General features: G+C 41.5%; 18 protein-coding genes and 1 riboswitch. Of the genes, 12 read left to right on the plus strand and 6 right to left on the minus strand.

Going from position 1 to position 17,716, the window contains the following annotated elements; all coding sequences use genetic code 11:
• Positions 1–99 precede the first annotated feature (99 nt).
• Positions 100–1,145 (plus strand): IS630-like element ISBs2 family transposase gene (locus N1I86_RS07180; protein ID WP_076611651.1). Its coding sequence is split into 2 segments (ribosomal slippage): positions 100–603 and positions 606–1,145, totalling 1,044 coding nucleotides; the frame shifts between segments, so codons are not numbered across the junction.
• Between the two features lie 210 nt (positions 1,146–1,355).
• Here N1I86_RS07180 and N1I86_RS07185 read toward each other — a convergent pair.
• Positions 1,356–2,129 (minus strand): hypothetical protein, encoded by a 774-nt coding sequence (locus N1I86_RS07185; protein WP_004439400.1) that lies wholly within the window; start codon positions 2,127–2,129, stop codon positions 1,356–1,358.
• Positions 2,130–2,424: 295 nt separating this feature from the next.
• Between N1I86_RS07185 and mgtE the strand changes: the two genes are divergently transcribed.
• From mgtE to N1I86_RS07200, 3 genes are all read left to right on the plus strand, one after another.
• Positions 2,425–3,783, plus strand: coding sequence for a magnesium transporter (gene mgtE / locus N1I86_RS07190; RefSeq protein WP_341095689.1), 1,359 nt, complete (start codon positions 2,425–2,427; stop codon positions 3,781–3,783).
• Positions 3,784–4,077: 294 nt separating this feature from the next.
• Positions 4,078–5,391, plus strand: a complete 1,314-nt coding sequence (locus tag N1I86_RS07195; RefSeq protein ID WP_341095692.1) for a hemolysin family protein — start codon at positions 4,078–4,080, stop codon at positions 5,389–5,391.
• Between the two features lie 461 nt (positions 5,392–5,852).
• On the plus strand, positions 5,853–7,211 hold the full coding sequence (locus tag N1I86_RS07200; protein WP_004439407.1) for a hemolysin family protein: 1,359 nt from the start codon (positions 5,853–5,855) through the stop codon (positions 7,209–7,211).
• 151 nt (positions 7,212–7,362) lie between these two features.
• On the opposite strand, the gene N1I86_RS07205 is transcribed toward N1I86_RS07200, so the two are convergent.
• A complete protein-coding gene (locus tag N1I86_RS07205; protein WP_004439410.1) occupies positions 7,363–7,506 on the minus strand; it encodes an Lmo0850 family protein in 144 nt (47 codons plus the stop codon).
• Between the two features lie 391 nt (positions 7,507–7,897).
• Between N1I86_RS07205 and cls the strand changes: the two genes are divergently transcribed.
• Positions 7,898–9,349: a cardiolipin synthase gene (gene cls, locus N1I86_RS07210; protein ID WP_341095695.1), complete on the plus strand. Its 1,452-nt coding sequence runs from the start codon at positions 7,898–7,900 to the stop codon at positions 9,347–9,349.
• Between the two features lie 129 nt (positions 9,350–9,478).
• Entirely contained in the window at positions 9,479–9,661 is a 183-nt protein-coding gene (locus N1I86_RS07215) for an SE1832 family protein (protein ID WP_004439417.1), read from the plus strand.
• Between the two features lie 32 nt (positions 9,662–9,693).
• On the opposite strand, the gene N1I86_RS07220 is transcribed toward N1I86_RS07215, so the two are convergent.
• Complete coding sequence (locus tag N1I86_RS07220) at positions 9,694–10,263, minus strand: FAD-dependent oxidoreductase (protein ID WP_004439420.1); 570 nt, start codon at positions 10,261–10,263, stop codon at positions 9,694–9,696.
• Between the two features lie 448 nt (positions 10,264–10,711).
• Here N1I86_RS07220 and N1I86_RS07225 point away from each other — a divergent pair, with 448 nt between their 5' ends.
• Together N1I86_RS07225 and N1I86_RS07230 are read left to right on the plus strand one after the other, a co-directional pair.
• Positions 10,712–12,046: a hemolysin family protein gene (locus N1I86_RS07225; protein WP_040341409.1), complete on the plus strand. Its 1,335-nt coding sequence runs from the start codon at positions 10,712–10,714 to the stop codon at positions 12,044–12,046.
• A gap of 186 nt (positions 12,047–12,232) precedes the next feature.
• Positions 12,233–13,513, plus strand: coding sequence for an ArsB/NhaD family transporter (locus N1I86_RS07230; protein ID WP_341095698.1), 1,281 nt, complete (start codon positions 12,233–12,235; stop codon positions 13,511–13,513).
• Positions 13,514–13,660: 147 nt separating this feature from the next.
• Here the strand turns inward: N1I86_RS07230 and N1I86_RS07235 are convergent, their stop codons facing one another.
• The 3 genes from N1I86_RS07235 to N1I86_RS07245 all read right to left on the minus strand — a co-directional run bounded on the left by N1I86_RS07235 (position 13,661) and on the right by N1I86_RS07245 (position 14,350).
• Complete coding sequence (locus N1I86_RS07235; protein WP_004439428.1) at positions 13,661–13,804, minus strand: YvrJ family protein; 144 nt, start codon at positions 13,802–13,804, stop codon at positions 13,661–13,663.
• Positions 13,805–13,894: 90 nt separating this feature from the next.
• On the minus strand, positions 13,895–14,113 hold the full coding sequence (locus N1I86_RS07240) for a DUF2922 domain-containing protein (RefSeq protein WP_004439431.1): 219 nt from the start codon (positions 14,111–14,113) through the stop codon (positions 13,895–13,897).
• 21 nt (positions 14,114–14,134) lie between these two features.
• Positions 14,135–14,350, minus strand: a complete 216-nt coding sequence (locus N1I86_RS07245; protein ID WP_004439433.1) for a DUF1659 domain-containing protein — start codon at positions 14,348–14,350, stop codon at positions 14,135–14,137.
• Between the two features lie 226 nt (positions 14,351–14,576).
• A riboswitch (TPP riboswitch) is annotated at positions 14,577–14,686 on the plus strand.
• Positions 14,687–14,825: 139 nt separating this feature from the next.
• Between N1I86_RS07245 and N1I86_RS07250 the strand changes: the two genes are divergently transcribed.
• From N1I86_RS07250 to N1I86_RS07265, 4 genes are read left to right on the plus strand one after another with little or no spacing between them, the layout of a single operon-like run.
• Positions 14,826–15,836: an ABC transporter substrate-binding protein gene (locus N1I86_RS07250; RefSeq protein WP_341095699.1), complete on the plus strand. Its 1,011-nt coding sequence runs from the start codon at positions 14,826–14,828 to the stop codon at positions 15,834–15,836.
• Positions 15,833–16,123 carry an MTH1187 family thiamine-binding protein gene (locus N1I86_RS07255; protein ID WP_004439438.1) on the plus strand — a complete coding sequence of 97 codons (291 nt, stop codon included), beginning with the start codon at positions 15,833–15,835 and terminating at the stop codon, positions 16,121–16,123. Before N1I86_RS07250 ends, N1I86_RS07255 begins: the two co-directional genes overlap by 4 nt.
• A complete protein-coding gene (locus tag N1I86_RS07260) occupies positions 16,120–16,887 on the plus strand; it encodes an ABC transporter permease (protein ID WP_341095701.1) in 768 nt (255 codons plus the stop codon). The genes N1I86_RS07255 and N1I86_RS07260 overlap by 4 nt, the downstream gene beginning before the upstream one ends.
• The gene (locus tag N1I86_RS07265; RefSeq protein ID WP_341095703.1) at positions 16,884–17,633 is read left to right on the plus strand and encodes an ABC transporter ATP-binding protein; all 750 of its coding nucleotides are present in this window, start codon (positions 16,884–16,886) and stop codon (positions 17,631–17,633) included. The genes N1I86_RS07260 and N1I86_RS07265 overlap by 4 nt, the downstream gene beginning before the upstream one ends.
• Positions 17,634–17,716 lie beyond the last annotated feature (83 nt).

The raw sequence follows: 17,716 nt of genomic DNA on the forward strand, positions 1-17,716 counted from the left end.
ATTTTTCCGTCAGAAAATACTATATAAATTGAAATAAAGGTTTTCTCCCGTTCCACGGCGAATAAATACAAAGAGAAAATAGGGGAACGGAGAGAAAATATGATGCCAAATCACAAAGACGAGATCGAAAAGTTGTCCACTGCCATGAAAGAAGCAAAAAGTAAACGAGCATATGAACGCTACCAAGCGATTTATCTTCATTTGCAGGGATATACCAAAGGAGAAATCGCAACGATTATTGGTCGATCCAAGAAAACTATTTATAACTATATTCATGCCTACGCCCAGCGCGGTCTTGATGGACTGGAGATGAAATACTCACCTGGCGCCCCACGTCGATTGACCCCTGAGCAGGAAAAAGAGCTGGCTTTGATCATTGAACATCAGCTCCCCGTAGATGTGGGATTCGAAGCAAAATATAATTGGACGCTTGCGATAATCGCTGAACTCATTCAACAAAAGTGGGGGCCAACATACACGCTTCGCGGAACAAGTGACATTCTGCATCGGTTAGGGCTAAGCTATACGAAACCGACCTATACACTAGCCAATGCCGATGAAGAGAAACAAAAAGAATTCGTCGAAATCACCTTCCCTGAAGTAAAAAAAAACTGGTAGATGGGAACATCGCCCATGTCCTCTTTCAAGATGAGTCGATGATTCGTGATTACCAAGCGATTCAAAAAACATGGTTTGTCAAAGGAAAACAACGAATCATTCCGACGTTTGGAAAACATCAAGGGCTGAAGCTGATTGGCACGTTGAACTACGAAACAGGGGAAGTGTTTTGCATCGAAGAAGAATGCTATGACGCGGAAACATTTCTTCGATTTCTTCAACTTGTGTTAGAACGCTATCCCACAGGCAAAATAGTGATGATTTTAGATAACGCTCGAATTCACCATGCCAAACTCATTCAGCCATTTTTAAAAGAACACGAAGATCGGTTAGAGCTCGTCTTTTTGCCACCATACAGTCCGCAATTGAACTTGATTGAAGGGCTATGGAAATGGCTGAAATCAGACGTGATTTACAACGTGTTCTATTCGAGTGTGCAAGAAATTAGAAAGAATGTCCAAGCCTTTATTCAGCGAATCAACCAGAAACCAGAACAAACGATCGATCGTTTGTGTGTTCAGTTGTAAATCTTTAATTCAACTTATATAGCAGTTCAGATCTTTTTTCGTCTTAAGGAGAATTCGGAGCTCTTTCCAGTATTGGCTTTCACCATTCTATTGCTCTACTGTCTTGGCCAAAACATCATTTGGCCATGGTGGTTCACAAAGATCGCAAGCCAAGTGCTGCTTAACCTTCGTCTGGTATACAGAGTTCCTTCGTTTGTTTTGTCGGCTTCTCTATTTAAATAAAGCGCTCCATTCCCGCATTTTTTTATCATAGACTAGCTGCCCGTCCGGAGTCTCTCCCGTTTTATCCAAATAGTCATCCACCATTTCATCCATATTGATATAATCCCCTATGACCCAAACGGGAATTTCAATTTTATGTCGAGTTTGATTCGCTCTAGATATGGAGATGACCATGCCTTCTTTCATCTTGTCTTTGAAGGAAGCGATCACATCCCTCGGAACCGAAGGAAATTCTCTCCCTCTTTTCAGATTAAACAGCCCCTTTTCTCCTCTTATATGGCTCATTTTCAAAGCAATCACATGTCCGAGCATATAATAAAAATCGGTTAAAAATCGATAATAGGTTTTATTGAACCAGCCATCATCATGGGATAAATATACGTAGCGGTTATTCAGTTTGCTGTAAAAAGGATCGCTTAAATGCTGTTTGCTGTGCCCTAAATAAAGGAGCTCGGCGATTTCCTGCCCCTCCAATTCATTCAGCCCGTCCGTGTCTTCAAAGTCAAGCCAGCAAAAGTCGCCATATTCATACACATCTTCTTTCAGCAGCCGATCCAAATTGTCTTTTTCCACATAATCTAAAAGAGTGTGCATGTTAAAATCGCTGTAGTCAAAGTTATGCTTCAAAAGCAAAACATTATTCAGTTCCTTGGGGAGACATTTTACAAACTCGCGGAACTCAATTCCATATGACATCGTATATTGATGAACCGCATTTAAATGAATATAAATAAGCTCCTTCATAATCCCATGATTTCTCAATCTTATGACCTCCGAATCTTCCCAATCTCCTTTTTCCATCCGATACACATATTCTCATTACTATTTTAGCAAAACTAGGTGAAAAGACGTATGATAAAATATGATTGAAGCAATAAAAATTCGTTCTGTCATTAGATTTATTCTATTTCTATCGTGATTTGGAATATAGGCCATTCTTCCTCCTCATTTCATCACGCCGGAGAACAGAAAGAGCCGGGAATTCCAAAACATACGACTCCATTTTTTATGTTTCGATTTATAATAAGGACTTAGCCCATTAAAGGAGGGAATGACGGTGATTCAAAATTTGACAGAAGATCAAATGACGCTTCTTGTCATTAAAGCCTTAAAAGAAGGGAAAAAAACAGACTTTCAAAAGCTTTTGGAAGAATTGCATCCCTACGATATGGCTACGATCTATAAAAATTTACCGGAAAAACATAAACTGCGTTTTCTTTTACAGCTAAACATTCCCGTCCTAACCGATATGATTCAAGAGCTGGGTCATGAAGAACAGCTTGAAGTTTTGAAAAAGCTCGGGAGAGAAAAATCACGAAAGGTCTTAGACGATATGGACAACGACGACCTTGCGTCCTTGCTCGACGACATGTCTCCCGAAAGAATCAAATCGTTTTTGTCCGGAATGAAAAAAGAAGAGTCCACCATCATTAAAAACATGATGAATTATCCTTCTGAAACGGCCGGCCGTCTCATGACGAACCGTTTCGTATGGATTCGCAATTATTATACGGTGAGAGAAGCCGTAGATAAGTTAAAGACGTTTGCAGAATATGCTGAAACCATCAACTATTTATACGTAATTGATGAAAACCGAAAACTGGTGGGCGTTGTTTCCTACCGCGATCTTCTTCTCGCTGATATAAACGCCAAAATCAAGGATATCATGTATGAGCGTGTCATTTCAGTATCCGTTCTAACCGACCAAGAAGAAATTGCCAGGGTCATTGAACGTTACGACTTTTTGGCGATACCGGTTGTCGACGAAGAAGGGGTTTTGCAAGGAATCGTCACGTTCGACGACATTATCGACGTTGTCATACAAGAAGCGAATGAAGACATCGAAAAACTTTCCGCTTCAGGGAAAGCGATCGATTTTGATACAAAAGCGCCTGTAGCGGCCTTTCGACGGCTTCCATGGCTGATCTTGCTGCTGTTTATCGGCCTCGTTTCCGGAAGCATCATTTCAGGATTCCAAGCAACATTGCAAAAAGTAGTCGCTTTAGCTTTTTTCATGCCTATGATTGCAGGCATGACCGGAAACACAGGAACACAATCATTGGCAGTGGTGGTGAGGGGCCTTGCTTCTAAAGACATTAATATGAAAACAGCTTTAAAATTAGTCGGACGTGAATTCGTTGTCGGCGTCATTATCGGTGCGATTTGTTCTATTCTTTTGTTTGCGATCGCTTTTTTCTGGCAAGGAAGCGCCATTCTCGGATTGGTGGTCAGCCTCTCCATTCTTCTCACGCTCATCATTGGAACTTTGGCCGGAACGGTGATCCCTCTGATCTTATACAAATTAAAAGTTGACCCGGCAGTAGCATCCGGTCCGCTGATTACGACCATTAACGATATTTTTTCACTTCTCATTTATTTTACGATCGCTTCCTGGTTCCTGGATCGGTTAATTTAATAAACAGGTGTGAAAGTTTGCTATTTGGGAAAGATAAAGAGAACCTTTATATAAAGCTCTCGTTACTCTATATTTTTCCATTAATCGATGGAGTTTACCAATTTGGTGCTCTCACTGCTGATCTAAATCGGAATTATGATACAATAGGACAATAGATATAGACATGAAAATTATTATAGGAGGTGTGGGAGGCTATTTTCAAAAAGAGCCGATCTTCCCTTTGTTAATGGCTTCCGTTGGATCGGAACGCTAAGATTCAAGAGGTGGATCGCCCTCAGGAACTAGCCTCACGCTTTGATTACTGTCAAAATCATAGCTATTCTTGCGCTAATCGCTTTCGCAGCGTTTTTCGTAGTAGCAGAATTTTCCATCGTAAAAGTGCGATCCTCTAGAATTGATCAACTCGTATCAGAAGGAAACAACAAAGCAGTGGCCGTAAAACGTATTATTACCCATATGGATTCCTATTTATCCGCCACTCAATTAGGGATTACCATTACCTCTTTAGGACTTGGTTGGCTTGGAGAGCCTACAGTAAAGGCTCTCATCCATCCATTGTTCCGCGCGATGCATTTGCCAAACAACATCGCTCATGTGCTTTCGTTTTTGATTTCTTTTTCCGTTATCACGTTTTTAAGCGTGGTTTTAGGAGAACTTGCTCCTAAATCAGTAGCCATTCAAAAAGCCGAAGCGATTACGCTGGCGATTGCAAAGCCATTGATCGGTTTTTATCGGGTGATGTTCCCTTTTATATGGGTATTAAATCAATCCGCACGGCTTGTTACTCATTTATTTGGTTTAAAGCCTGCGACCGAAACCGACATCGCTCACTCTGAAGATGAATTGCGGATCATTTTGTCAGAAAGCTATAAAAGCGGTGAAATCAACCAATCGGAATACCGATATGTCAATAAAATTTTTGAATTCGACAACCGCCTGGCAAAAGAAATTATGGTGCCGCGGATGGAAATTGTCAGTTTTGATCAATCCGATACGTTAGAGGATATTTTAGAAACGGTTTTAGCGGAAAAGTATACCCGATATCCGATTACGGACGGAGACAAAGATAACATTATCGGCATGATTAACATGAAGGAAGTATTGACAGACTGTGTGTCTAATTTAAACAATAAGAAAAAGCCGCTTATACACTATGTCAAGCCGATCATCCGCGTCATAGAAACGATCCCTGTTCAGAGCCTTTTGGTAAAAATGCAAAAGGAAAGGACGCATATGGCCGTCCTTCTGGATGAATACGGCGGCACTGCCGGAATTGTAACGGTTGAAGATATCCTGGAAGAAATCGTAGGCGAAATTCGGGACGAGTTTGATACAGACGAGGTTCCTCTTATCCGCAAAATTGGAGATAACCATTACCTCTTAGATGCCAAAGTGCTGATTGAAGACGTGAACGATCTTCTCGGAACCGCTTTGGATGAAGAAGATGTTGATACTATCGGAGGATGGCTCCTCACACAAAAATATGATTTAGCCGAAGGAGATATTATTGAATATCTTCCGTACCAATTTAAGATTGCAGAAATGGACGGACACCATATTTTGTATGTAGAAATTTCTAAAGTCAGCACCGCTCCCTCAAGGGTTTAACTTTTCATCAGACTTTAAGCATCCATGCCTCCCCATCCTTTCAAAGGCGAAGATGCTTAAAGTCGCTCATTTCACCATTCTCCTCTCTCCAATGAGTTCATAGGCGATAATCCCCTGTTTTCAAAAAGACTCCAATACTTTTTTAGATAAAAGTGTATAAATCTTGAAAACCATCTTAAGATGACTTAGAATAAAACCATTTTCCCCGCCATAAAATAGGGAAATAAAGCCTCCAATTGACGGGAGTTCAAGTATTTTTTATAATATTGTTAATTTAAACACGAATTTGGGGTGATAAAATGGGACATTGATGCTTTTTTTCTTGACGTCCGTTCACCTGTTTCTTTCGACTTAAGAACTATTAGTTATTCACAATAAAGAAAAAATATAACAATAAAGCCATTCAAATACTTTAGGAGGTGACTCCTTACTCGCCATCTTAGCGAGATAAGGAAATTTATTTGGACATATTTAGTCTGGTTCTTGTCGTTATGTTAATTGCAATAACGGCGTTTTTCGTAGCTTCTGAATTTGCCATTGTAAAGATTAGAAGCTCGCGGATCGACCAATTGATTGAGGAAGGCAGCAAACGAGCCGTTGCCGCCAAAACTCTCATTACGCACCTGGATGAATATTTGTCGGCTTGCCAATTGGGAATTACGATTACCGCACTTGGGCTTGGATGGTTAGGCGAACCTGCTGTAGGCCGCATGCTTCACCCGATATTTGAAAGCATGAATTTAGCCGATTCCGTTCAACACATTTTGTCAGTGGGAATTGCTTTTGCTCTGATTACCTTCATCCACGTAGTGGTAGGAGAATTAGCGCCAAAGTCATTCGCCATTCAAAAAGCAGAAGCTATCACTCTATTTGTGGCGCAGCCGCTCATTTGGTTTTATCGGATCATGTTCCCATTTATATGGTTGTTAAACGGTTCATCCCGACTCGTAACGAGAATCTTTGGTTTAAATCCGACATCAGAAAGTGAACTGGCCCATTCGGAAGAAGAACTGCGCATTCTTCTTTCTGAAAGCTATAAAAGCGGCGAAATCAACCAGTCCGAATATAAATATGTCAACAACATTTTTGAATTCGGTGATCGAATTGCAAAAGAGATAATGGTTCCCCGTACCGAAATCATTTCTCTTTCCAAAGATGAAACAATAGAATCCTTTATAAAGACCGTCAAAGAAGAAAAATTTACCCGTTACCCTATTATTGATGGGGATAAAGACCACATTATCGGATTAGTAAACTTAAAAGAAATCCTTACAGATTACGTGCAAAACCAAGAAAACATCCAACAAACGCTCGAATCCTATGTCCGCCCCATTATAAGAGTGATCGATACCATTCCTATTCATGATTTGTTAATCAAAATGCAAAAGGAACAAATCCATATGGCCGTTTTAATGGATGAGTACGGAGGAACGGCGGGTTTGGTTACGGTAGAAGATATTCTTGAGGAAATTGTCGGCGAAATTCGCGACGAATTTGATTTGGATGAAGTTCCCTTGATTCGGAAGATCAACGAGCATCATTTTATATTGGATGCGAAGGTGCTGGTCAGCGAAGTAAATGATCTGCTTGGACTAGAAATTGAAGAAGAAGATGTCGACACGATTGGCGGCTGGGTTTTGACGAAAAACTATGATGCCAGCCAAGGGGATGTTATTTTTTATGAAAACTATGAATTTCGTATTTTAGATATGGAGGATCACCATATCAAATATATTGAAGTTCTAAGAAAGGAATCACCTGAAGAGCAAATAGCACCGACCAAACAAATTTCGCTCGCGGAAAATGAAGCCATCTCTTAACGAAAAAGGCGCCAGGAATTCATCCCGGCGCCTTTTTCACGATTCTTACGGTGTCTTTACCCTGAATTCTCAGGCAACGAACGACCTTCAACATACCATTCAATCATAAGGTGGATTTTTTATACGCGCATACTAAACTATGTAAACACCTTTACAACTTTACAATTCCTCTGATATCTTTATATCCTTGTAGAGCTCGGAACAAATCCAAGCGAGACTTCGTTTTCGTTACTTTAACGCCCAAACTGGAAAGCTGGTTGATTACTCTTGCGATCCGCTCACTGTCCTTCACCACAACAGACACCTCTTCTTTTGAAGTTTATACTTTTTCTACGAATCAAACGGCAAACAGTTTCATCTTTTTTTGAAAAAATATTGACCTTTATCTCCTCTTCTTAACAGCCCATCATCCCTCCTCCATCCTTGCATTTAAAACGGCGGTCCTCTTGCAAACCATGATAGTACAGTTTCCTTAATAAATTCTTATCATTTAATGAAAAATCATCGAATCCTTTCCTAAACAAAAAGAAAAATAAGGTATCGTTATAGCAAACAAAGGAATATACTGATAAAATATGCTAAGTATAAAGTGTCCCCTTCTTTATACAAGATGGATGCTGCTATTTCCATTTAAAACAGGGATGAAGAATAACCAATTCAATAGCTGGAAGTTGGCGGGGATGAATATGGAAATATTGGCAATTTTATTAATTCTCTTGTTTCTTCTGAATATCCTTTTTGCTGGCGTCATTATTTTCTTGGAAAGGAAGGAACCAAGCGCTACGTGGGGGTGGCTGTTAGTATTGTTTTTTATCCCTCACGTAGGATTTATTCTCTACTTAATCTTCGGACAAAATTTAACAAGACGCCGATTGTTTGATTGGGATGATATTAAAAAAATCGGGATAGAAAAAATGATTGACCAGCAAATCGCTGCTTTAAAAGAAGACCGATTTGATTTTCGCGATCCACATGCCGCAAAAAACCGCGATTTAATTTACATGCATCTTATCAACAATGACGCGGTGCTCACTCAAGACAACGATATAGACATATTTGTTGACGGCCAAGAAAAATTTGAGGCATTACTAAAAGACATCGCCAAAGCAAAAGACCACATTCATCTTCAATATTACATTTTCCGTGCCGATCACATCGGAAAACAGCTGATTCAGCTTTTAACAAAAAAAGCGAAAGAAGGAGTCGAAGTTAGAATTCTTTATGATGCAATGGGGTCTAGGCGGTTGTCGAAAAGATCATTCCGTCATTTAATAGCCGCCGGAGGCCGAGTGGAAGTGTTTTTCCCGTCCCGCATACCTTTAATTAATTTACGATTAAATTACCGCAATCATAGAAAATTGGTCATCATCGATGGGAAAATTGGGTATGTCGGCGGGTTTAACGTGGGGGATGAATACTTAGGATTGAATCCCAAATTTGGCTACTGGCGTGACACACATTTACGAATTACCGGAAAAGCAGTTCATGCGATTCAAACACGCTTCATCCTGGATTGGAATCAAGCGGCGCCGACACGCTACGATATCCAATATTCAGACCGGTATTTTCCGGAATCCCGTCCGGCCGGACAAATCCCCATTCAAATCGTGACAAGCGGTCCTGATTCGGAATGGGAAGCCATTAAAAACGGCTATATCAAAATGATTTCCAATGCCGAAAAATCAATCTACATTCAGACTCCTTATTTTATTCCTGATGCCAGTTTACTCGACGCTCTTAGAATCGCCGCTTTGTCTGGCAAAGACGTTCGCATCATGATTCCTAACAAACCTGACCATATTTTTGTTTATTGGGCGACCCTTTCTTATATCGGGGAGCTATTGAAAGTTGGAGCAAAAGTCTACATTTACGAAAATGGCTTTATTCATGCTAAAACGATTATCGTAGACGAAAAGATCAGCTCCGTTGGAACAGCGAACATTGACGTCCGAAGTTTCCGGTTAAATTTCGAAGTCAATGCCTTTATTTATCATGAAGAAACAGCTCAAAACCTATCGGAATTTTTCAAGCAAGATTTAACGAAATGCCAAGAATTAACGATGGATCGTTATCAATTACGTCCTCTCAGAATTCGCTTTAAAGAATCGATTTCGCGCCTGCTCTCACCCATTTTATAAGGCTGTTGTTTTCTGTTGTCGTCCGCTTCCATCTCTGCCGTGTTTGGCCTATTTGATAAAAAAATAAAGATAGCAATCTCATCTCAATTTCTATATAATGGGAATAACGATTGATCGGGAGGGGCGACATTGAAACGGGCCGACATTGAATATGCCATAAAAGAAATCAAGATGGATTATATCCGCATTCAAGGCGATATAGAAAAACTGGAATCTACAGGCCAAAGCGTCTCCAATGCGGAAAAGATGTTAAAACAAATGGAAGACCAGCTTAAATATTTGAATGAACAGTTGTTAAAATGCGAAGAATGACAAAAAGTTGACCTCTAGTGGAGTCAACTTTTTTATTTCGACGATTTTAATACATCGTGGTCGACATAGCGCTCGCCGTTCATCTCGCTCAAGACATTAATCGCCACATTAGCTCCGTCGCCTGCAGTGATAATTGTATGAACGCTTGTCCCTGCCGCAACTCCGGCTGCCCAGACACCTTCCATGCTAGTCCGCCCTTGACCGTCCGTCTCAATGATCTGTTTGACGCGCGGTTCCGTTCCTGCTTTCACCTTTAATCCAAGCGTTTCGGCAATCTTCGTCAGCATTCCGGTAGCAATAATCAATTGTTTCGCTTCGTAGCGGCCTTTCTCTGTCACAATTTCAAAACCATTGTCTGTTTTCTTCACGTCTGTTACTTCCGCTTCCACCCATTCCGCACCAAATTTTTCTGATTGTTTTCGACCGATTTCTACTAAATCCGGTCCCGTTATTTCCGCAACACCGTAATGGTTTTCAATCCACGCTCTTTTGGTTACACTTTTCCCGTTATCAATAACCAACGTCCTTTTTCCGGCTTTGCTGGTAAAAAGAGCCGCACTTCCGCCGGCAGGGCCTCCGCCGATAATGGCAATTTCAAACATGTTTTCATCCCCTTTTCCTTTCATTCCTCCATTTTTATTATGACATTGCCGGTGGTATTTTTCAAAATTTCTAAACTTTTCATCCGAACGAAAACGATTCCGTTTTTTTTCGGGAAAATGGGTGTGGAATGTTTTGTTTGCAGTCGAAAATTCCATACTAATGAAATAAACACTTATGGACTTTTACTATCATCAATCGCTTACTTTTACGGAAATCAACGAGAAGATGTTGGAGCCAAGCAGCATAAAATCGTTGGTTATAGATGTTTCACCATTGCTTTCTCCAAACATGATCCCCTGCTGTCAGAGCCAATATTTATGACAATAATCGTTCTACAGCAAGTTGGATGGTCCACACTGAATAATCTTTCTATTGTACTTTTTGGAAAAGTTTGTGTATGTTCAAAGTAGACCTTGTATTTCTTACTAAAAGAAAGGTGAATACACGTTGGATAGGATATGGACTTCCATGATCATCATTGTGTTGCTCATTTTCATGAACGGAATTTTGTCCATGATGGAAACGGCCATTGTCGCTTTACGCAAATCGGAATTGGAAGAAAAAGCGAAATCAGGTGCAAAAAAAGCGAAGAGGGCCTTTCGGATAGCAAAAGAACCAAATCAGCTGTTATCTTCGATTCAAATTTGTCTGACCTTGATTGGGATGATGATTGGCGCCATTAGCAGCGTATCCATTGCTGAAGAGCTTTCTCGCTGGCTTTTCGCCGTTTTCCCGTCTATGCCATATATCGATCTCATCAGTTATGTTCTCGTGATCGTTTTGATTGCATTGCTGACCATTATTTTCGGAGAAATGGTTCCGAAAAGAGTCGCATTAAATCATCCTGAAAAAACGGCCATTGCTCTTGCCAACGGAATGTATTGGCTAGCACTAATAACCAAACCGATTGTGCGCTGTTTTACTTTTCTGTCTCGTTTTGTTCTAAAGATGTTTCACATTCAATTGATGCCGACCCGTTCGGTTACGGAAGAGGAAATTCGGCACATGATTGAACAAGGTGTATCAAGCGGAATCGTAGAAGAAGTAGAACATGAAATTGTGGAGCAAGTATTTAATTTAGGCGATTTGCGTTTAAATGATATTTTCACGCCCCGCACTCAGTTGACTTGGATCGACTTGGAAGATCCGTTAGAAATCAATTTGAGAAAAATCATCGAAGGAGGCCATTCCATTTATCCGGCTGGAAACGGAGATTTAGATAACTTTGCCGGAATGATCCACACGAAAGATTTGCTCACTCAAAGCTTGATCCAAGAACCGATTGATTTACATAGCATATTAAGGCCCGCTCTTTTCCTCCCAGAACCAATGAAAGTGTATCATGCCTTGGAAGCGATGAAAAAAGAAGGCCGCAACGAGGCGATCGTCATAGATGAATACGGAGGAATTGAAGGGCTGATCACTCTCCATGACATTATGGAGGAACTGATTGGGGATATTCCCGGGGAAGACGACCCCGATGAACCGAAAATTATAGAACGGGATGACCATACTTGGCTTGCTGACGGGCTTGTCAGCATAGAAGATTTTAAACGGTATTTTGATATCGAAGAGCTTCCTGATATTGAATCCAAAATCTCCTATCATACGATCGGCGGTTTTATGATTCTTTATTTAGGAAAAATTCCCGCCGTCAAAGATAAAATCGATATTGAACATTTGACACTGGAAGTCATCGATATGGACGATGTCCGTGTAGATAAAATTTTAATCACGAAAAAAACGGACGAACCGGATCATCAAACGGAAGATTTTTCATAAGTCATATAGAGAAAGGTTCTGCCTTTGGGTCAGGACCTCTTTATGTATACATAGACACGATGAAGTCCTATTTTTTTAAAAAACAGAAAATTTCTGTACAAAATGAATTGTATTTTCAAATGCATAGGAGTAGTATTTTTATTATGGAAAGAATTTTGAAGAGTGGTTGAATAGGTGGGATATACGTTGAGCCAAGCAGCTATCATTGCATTGAGCATCTTTATCATTACCTATATTATTATTATTCTAGAAAAATTTCATCGAACCATTGTTGCTATAATCGGTGGATTGTTGATGATTGTATTTGGCGTATTGACACAGGAGCAGGCCATTGATCATATTGATTTTAATACGATCGGATTGTTGATTGGCATGATGGTCATAGTATCGATTGCCTCAGAGACAGGCTTGTTCCATTACATTGCCATTTGGTCGGCCAAAAAAGTGAAGGCAGATCCAATCAAATTGCTTATTATCCTTTCCTTGATTACAGCTTTCGGTTCCGCATTCTTGGACAATGTGACAACGGTGCTTTTAATCGTGCCGATGACTTTCAATATTACGAACCGCTTGAAAATCAACCCGGTTCCTTATTTATTAGGAGAAGTGTTCGCTTCCAACATCGGCGGAACCGCCACATTAATCGGCGATCCGCCGAACATGATGATCGGAAGCGCCGTTAAGGAATTAACCTTTCTGTCCTTTATGAATAACTTGGCCCCCGTCTGTTTCCTTGTGTTGCTCGTTACGATCGCCATTCTCGCCTTTTTGTTTCGAAAACAGCTCACCACCTCGGCAGTTCTCAAAGAAAAGCTGCTCGCTTTGGATGAAAAAAAAGAAATAACCAATGCCGTACTTTTGAAAAAATGTTTGTCCGTCCTGCTTATCACGATTGTCGGCTTTTTTTTCCATCCGCTTCTGCATGTTGAAACAGCCGTGATCGCTCTGTTAGGAGCTTTCATACTGTTGTTATGGACGGGAGGAGAATATTTGGAATCAGCTTTGAAAAAGGTGGAGTGGACAACCCTTTTCTTCTTTATAGGACTGTTTGTCATTGTGGGCGGGCTGGTCGAAACAGGACTTATTTCCGCACTCGGCAAAAAGGCGATAGAAATAACCGGCGGGAATGTGACGATCGCATCGTTTTTGATTTTATGGCTAAGCGCGATTGTTTCGGCGTTTGTCGATAATATTCCTTTCGTTTCCACCATGATCCCGCTTGTCCAAACGATGGGCGATTTGGGAATTAAGAATCTCGAACCGCTGTGGTGGAGTTTATCTCTTGGTGCCTGTCTTGGCGGAAATGGTACGTTGATCGGCGCCAGCGCCAACTTAATCGTAGCCGGTCTTGCCGCCCAACTAGGCGTCAAAATCACCTTCACTTCGTTTTTAAAAATCGGATTTCCGCTTATGCTTATTTCGATTCTTATCTCAAGCGTCTATATTTATCTTCGTTATTTATGGTAGACCGAAAGAGAAGCCGGCACATCTTTTCCTATCAAAACAGGAGGGTTCTGTTGTCTCTTTTGATGTCGTTGAAAGACAAAAGCCCCGGCCTCTACCAATAGATTCAAAGGCGCAGGGCTCTGCCATTGGAATGGAATCGGTTTAAGGCTAGGCTTTCATCCGCATCCGTTCGGGGAGGGTTTGAATCGAATGGATAACGTCATCCAGCTTCGTCTCCACACGATACAACAGATAAAATGTCACCACGATCGGAAACCCTACATCTTGGATGAATGAAAGTAATTGTTCCATTTTCCCCCTCCTATTCTTCGTCAATGTTCGGAAAGAATGATCCCGCATGAACCTATCATACGGGATCATTCATCATGGATGGACCGGAAATTACTCAAGTGAATAGTCAGTAGTATTACGTTCTACCAACCGCGCACCTTGGATTCCAACCAATGAACCGTTTGGCGTTTGGAAAATGTTAGCCGCGATGATGCTGGTCATGGCCATTTTCATCTCTGCAGGACTGAGCGTTTCTTTCGGACTGTCCACCGTAATGGACGCTGTTTTCCCAAGTTCCGTTTTAAACTGCAGTTCAAGCGTTTTAGCCATATTTCTCCCCTCCTTCATTCATTACAAAATGTCCGACTGATCACTGCGTTCGACTCTCACAAGCGGCTTATCCGACAACGAACCTAAAGCATTGGCAGCTTGGCTCAACTGATCCGGTGTCGCTTCCAACCGGATGTTGGAAAAAGTCTTCGCTTTATAAACCGGCTTTCCTTTTTCATCCAAACCATAATCGAACACCAATCGCAAACTCGATGCTTTCAAATTAGCTTCTGCCATGTTCTCCCCTCCTTTCACTCCTTATATAGAAAAAAATGACCGGACAAGACACCGTGCAAGTAACTCTATCTCTCTAAAACTCTGAAAACTCAAAACGCGGCATATGCACTCTTCTGTTTAAACCCCTTGTCAGGAAAAGATTTTTCAGTCATACTAAAAAATAGAAAATGGAATAACGTAACCACAATCAGCGGAAAGTTGAATCTTGCGCTGATAGGTCCAAGATGAGAATTTGTAGGGGAGCCGGTAGTGCCGGCTGAGAAAGCATCCGCTAGATGCTGACCCTTCGAACCTGATCTGGTTGATGCCAGCGTAGGGAACATATTCTCAAACAGGCGGTTTTTTCTTGTTTGAAAATATGGCGTTCGGGATCAACCCGGACGCTTTTCTTTTGTTCCCATTTGCCTCCATGATAAGATTGACTTTTGCCTGATTGCGGTTCAACATCTTAAAAAATAGATTAGGAGGAACAAAAATGAAAAAATGGCTTCTTGCTCTGTCGGCTGTTTTTCTTCTTGCCGGCTGTGGCCAACAAGGGGGAAAAGATCAAACAGCCAAAGACACGAAAGATGTAAAAAAAGTGTCTGTTGTACTTGACTGGACGCCCAACACCAACCACACCGGTCTTTACGTGGCGAAAGAAAAAGGATTTTTCCAAAAGCACGGTCTTGATGTCACGATTTTGCAGCCGGGAGAAAGCGGACCGAATCAACTGGTAGCTTCCGGAAAAGCTCAATTTGGGATCAGCTCGCAAGAAGAGGTAACACAAGCGCGTGCACAAGGGATTCCGCTCGTATCCATCGCAGCTGTGATCCAGCATAATACATCCGGATTTGCTTCTCCTGTAGCAAAGCATATCCAATCACCGAAAGACTTTGAAGGAAAAACATACGGCAGCTGGGGATCTCCTGTTGAAAAAGCGGTTATACAATCGATCATGCAGCTGCAAAAAGCTGATGTTAACAAAGTGAAATTTCTCAATATCGGTAATACCGACTTTTTAACCGCTGTAAAACGGGATGTTGACTTTGCCTGGATTTTTTACGGATGGGAAGGAATCGACGCCGAATTAAAAGGGGAAAAACTCAACATGTTGTATTTGAAGGATTTTTCCAAAAAACTAGATTACTACACCCCTGTCATCATCACGAACGAAAAACTGATTCAAACCCAGCCCGATATCGTCAAAAAATTTATGGCTGCTGTTTCTGAAGGCTATACGTATGCCATCGACCATCCAAAAGAAGCGGCCAATTTGTTGTTAAAAGGAGCTCCCGATTTGGATAAAAAGCTCGTCATGAAGAGCCAAGAATGGCTTTCCCCAAGATATCAAGATAATGCCCCGCGCTGGGGAGAGCAAAAGAAAGAAGTTTGGGAAAACTACACTGATTGGATGTACGACCATCACGTATTAGACAAGCGAATTGACGTCCAAAAAGCCTTCACGAATCAATTCTTGCCAGATGCAAAAGGAGGAGAAAAATGAGCAATTCATTAGTCAGTATTCAGATCATTCCTCATACTCAAAATGGAGAAGACGTAATCCCTTATGTGGATCAAGCGATAGAAGTGATAGCCGACTCAGGAGTGAAATATGAAGTCCATCCGCTGGAAACGACAATGGAAGGAAACTTGGAAGATTTACTTCCCATCATTCAAAAAATGAATGAAAAAATGGTGGAAGCAGGATGTCCAAGCGTCATTTCACAGGTGAAAATTTTATTTCGGCCAGATGGGATAACCATGGATGAATTGACGGAGAAATATCGATGAAACGCATTTTTTCAAAGGGAGGTCGCTCTGTTGCGATCTTCCTCCTTTTCTTAGCTGTCTGGGAAACGATAACCCGGCTCGTGAATATTCCCAACTGGCTGCTGCCCGCCCCTTCCGCCATTGTCAAAACTGGAGTGAAAGTTTTTCCGGATTTTCTTCCGCATTTTATCGCTACTGTAAAACTATCGTTAACCGGCTATTTGATCGGCTGCGGGTTTGGCTTTTTAGCTGCCGTTTGTCTTCATTTGCTGCCAAAACTTAAGGAAGCGGTATATCCGTTTCTGATTTTGTCTCAAAATATCCCGATTATTGTATTGGCGCCTTTGCTCGTGATCTGGTTCGGGTTTGGAATTCTTCCGAAAATCATTATAATTACTCTCTTTTGCTTTTTCCCAGTGGCCGTCGCTGCCCTGGACGGTTTCCGGCAAGTGCCGCATGAACTGAGGTATTATATGGAAATGGCCGGTGCTACGAAATCGCAATTATTTTTAAAACTGGAGCTTCCCGGAAGCCTTCCGTCCATTTTTTCCGGATTAAAAATTTCCGCTGCCTACAGCGTAATGGGAGCAGTAGTTTCGGAATGGATCGGCGCTCAAGAAGGAATCGGCGTCTTCATGACGATTGCTTCCTCCTCTTTTCAAACGGAAAAAGTGTTTGTCGCGATATTTGTTATTATGGCATTGAGCCTCCTCTTCTTTCTTGCCATCGTCCTGTTGGAAAAGAGGCTGATGAAATGGCAGCCGAAAGGAGACGATAAAAGATGACCCACTTGGAAGTGAAACATGTATATAAAAGCTTTGAAGACAAGCCGGTTATCCAGGATCTCTCCTTTTCCCTCCAAAAAGGGGAATTTGTATCCATATTAGGGCCCTCGGGAAGCGGGAAAAGCACTCTCTTTCATTTAATCGGAGGCATTATCGTGCCAGACAGCGGAGAGATTGTGTTGGACGGAAAAAACATCACCGGTCAAAAAGGACACGTAAGCTTTATGCCTCAACATCCTTCTCTCCTTCCATGGAGAAACTTGCTGGATAATGTGCTTCTTGGACAAGAGCTGACAGGAAAAAGAGAGGTAGAAAAAGCTAGAAGCATGCTGGCGGCAGCCGGTCTTGAAGGCCACGAGAAATCCTACCCCCATCAACTATCCGGTGGAATGCAGCAAAGAGCTTCTTTTTTGCGCGCTTTGATCAGTCCGCAATCGCTTATGTGTTTAGACGAACCCTTTTCGGCTTTAGATGAATTTACGCGCTTGGAAATGCAAAAGTGGTTGATGTCGATTTGGGAGCAATACCGAAGAACGGTTTTGTTTATCACTCATAATATTGAAGAAGCGCTTTTTTTATCGGACCGAATTCTGATATTTTCCGAACGGCCGGCACGGATGCTGGCAGATATATCCGTGCCATTTTCAAGACCGCGTCAGCCATCGCTTTTTTTGGAAAGTGAATTTTTTGATTGGAAAAGAAACATTTATGAAATTCTTCGAGGCGAAAAGACGACCGGATTTTGAGATCTCGATGGACGGAGAGTCCTTTCATAAAAGTGCCGAGCATTGCTATCCAAACGAGGACAGCCTGTATGGCTGTTCTCGTT

It is taken from the genome of Bacillus sp. FSL W8-0116, assembly GCF_038003825.1.
Classification (GTDB): domain Bacteria; phylum Bacillota; class Bacilli; order Bacillales; family DSM-4216; genus Bacillus_O; species Bacillus_O smithii.

Excerpts from the sequence above, each read along its gene's own strand:
- cls (WP_341095695.1), top strand. The coding sequence starts at position 7,898 with ATGGAAATATTGGCAATTTTATTAATTCTCTTGTTTCTTCTGAATATC.
- N1I86_RS07220 (WP_004439420.1), bottom strand. The coding sequence starts at position 10,263 with ATGTTTGAAATTGCCATTATCGGCGGAGGCCCTGCCGGCGGAAGTGCG.
- N1I86_RS07235 (WP_004439428.1), bottom strand. The coding sequence starts at position 13,804 with ATGGAACAATTACTTTCATTCATCCAAGATGTAGGGTTTCCGATCGTG.
- N1I86_RS07240 (WP_004439431.1), bottom strand. The coding sequence starts at position 14,113 with ATGGCTAAAACGCTTGAACTGCAGTTTAAAACGGAACTTGGGAAAACA.
- N1I86_RS07245 (WP_004439433.1), bottom strand. The coding sequence starts at position 14,350 with ATGGCAGAAGCTAATTTGAAAGCATCGAGTTTGCGATTGGTGTTCGAT.
- N1I86_RS07250 (WP_341095699.1), top strand. The coding sequence starts at position 14,826 with ATGAAAAAATGGCTTCTTGCTCTGTCGGCTGTTTTTCTTCTTGCCGGC.
- N1I86_RS07255 (WP_004439438.1), top strand. The coding sequence starts at position 15,833 with ATGAGCAATTCATTAGTCAGTATTCAGATCATTCCTCATACTCAAAAT.
- N1I86_RS07260 (WP_341095701.1), top strand. The coding sequence starts at position 16,120 with ATGAAACGCATTTTTTCAAAGGGAGGTCGCTCTGTTGCGATCTTCCTC.
- N1I86_RS07265 (WP_341095703.1), top strand. The coding sequence starts at position 16,884 with ATGACCCACTTGGAAGTGAAACATGTATATAAAAGCTTTGAAGACAAG.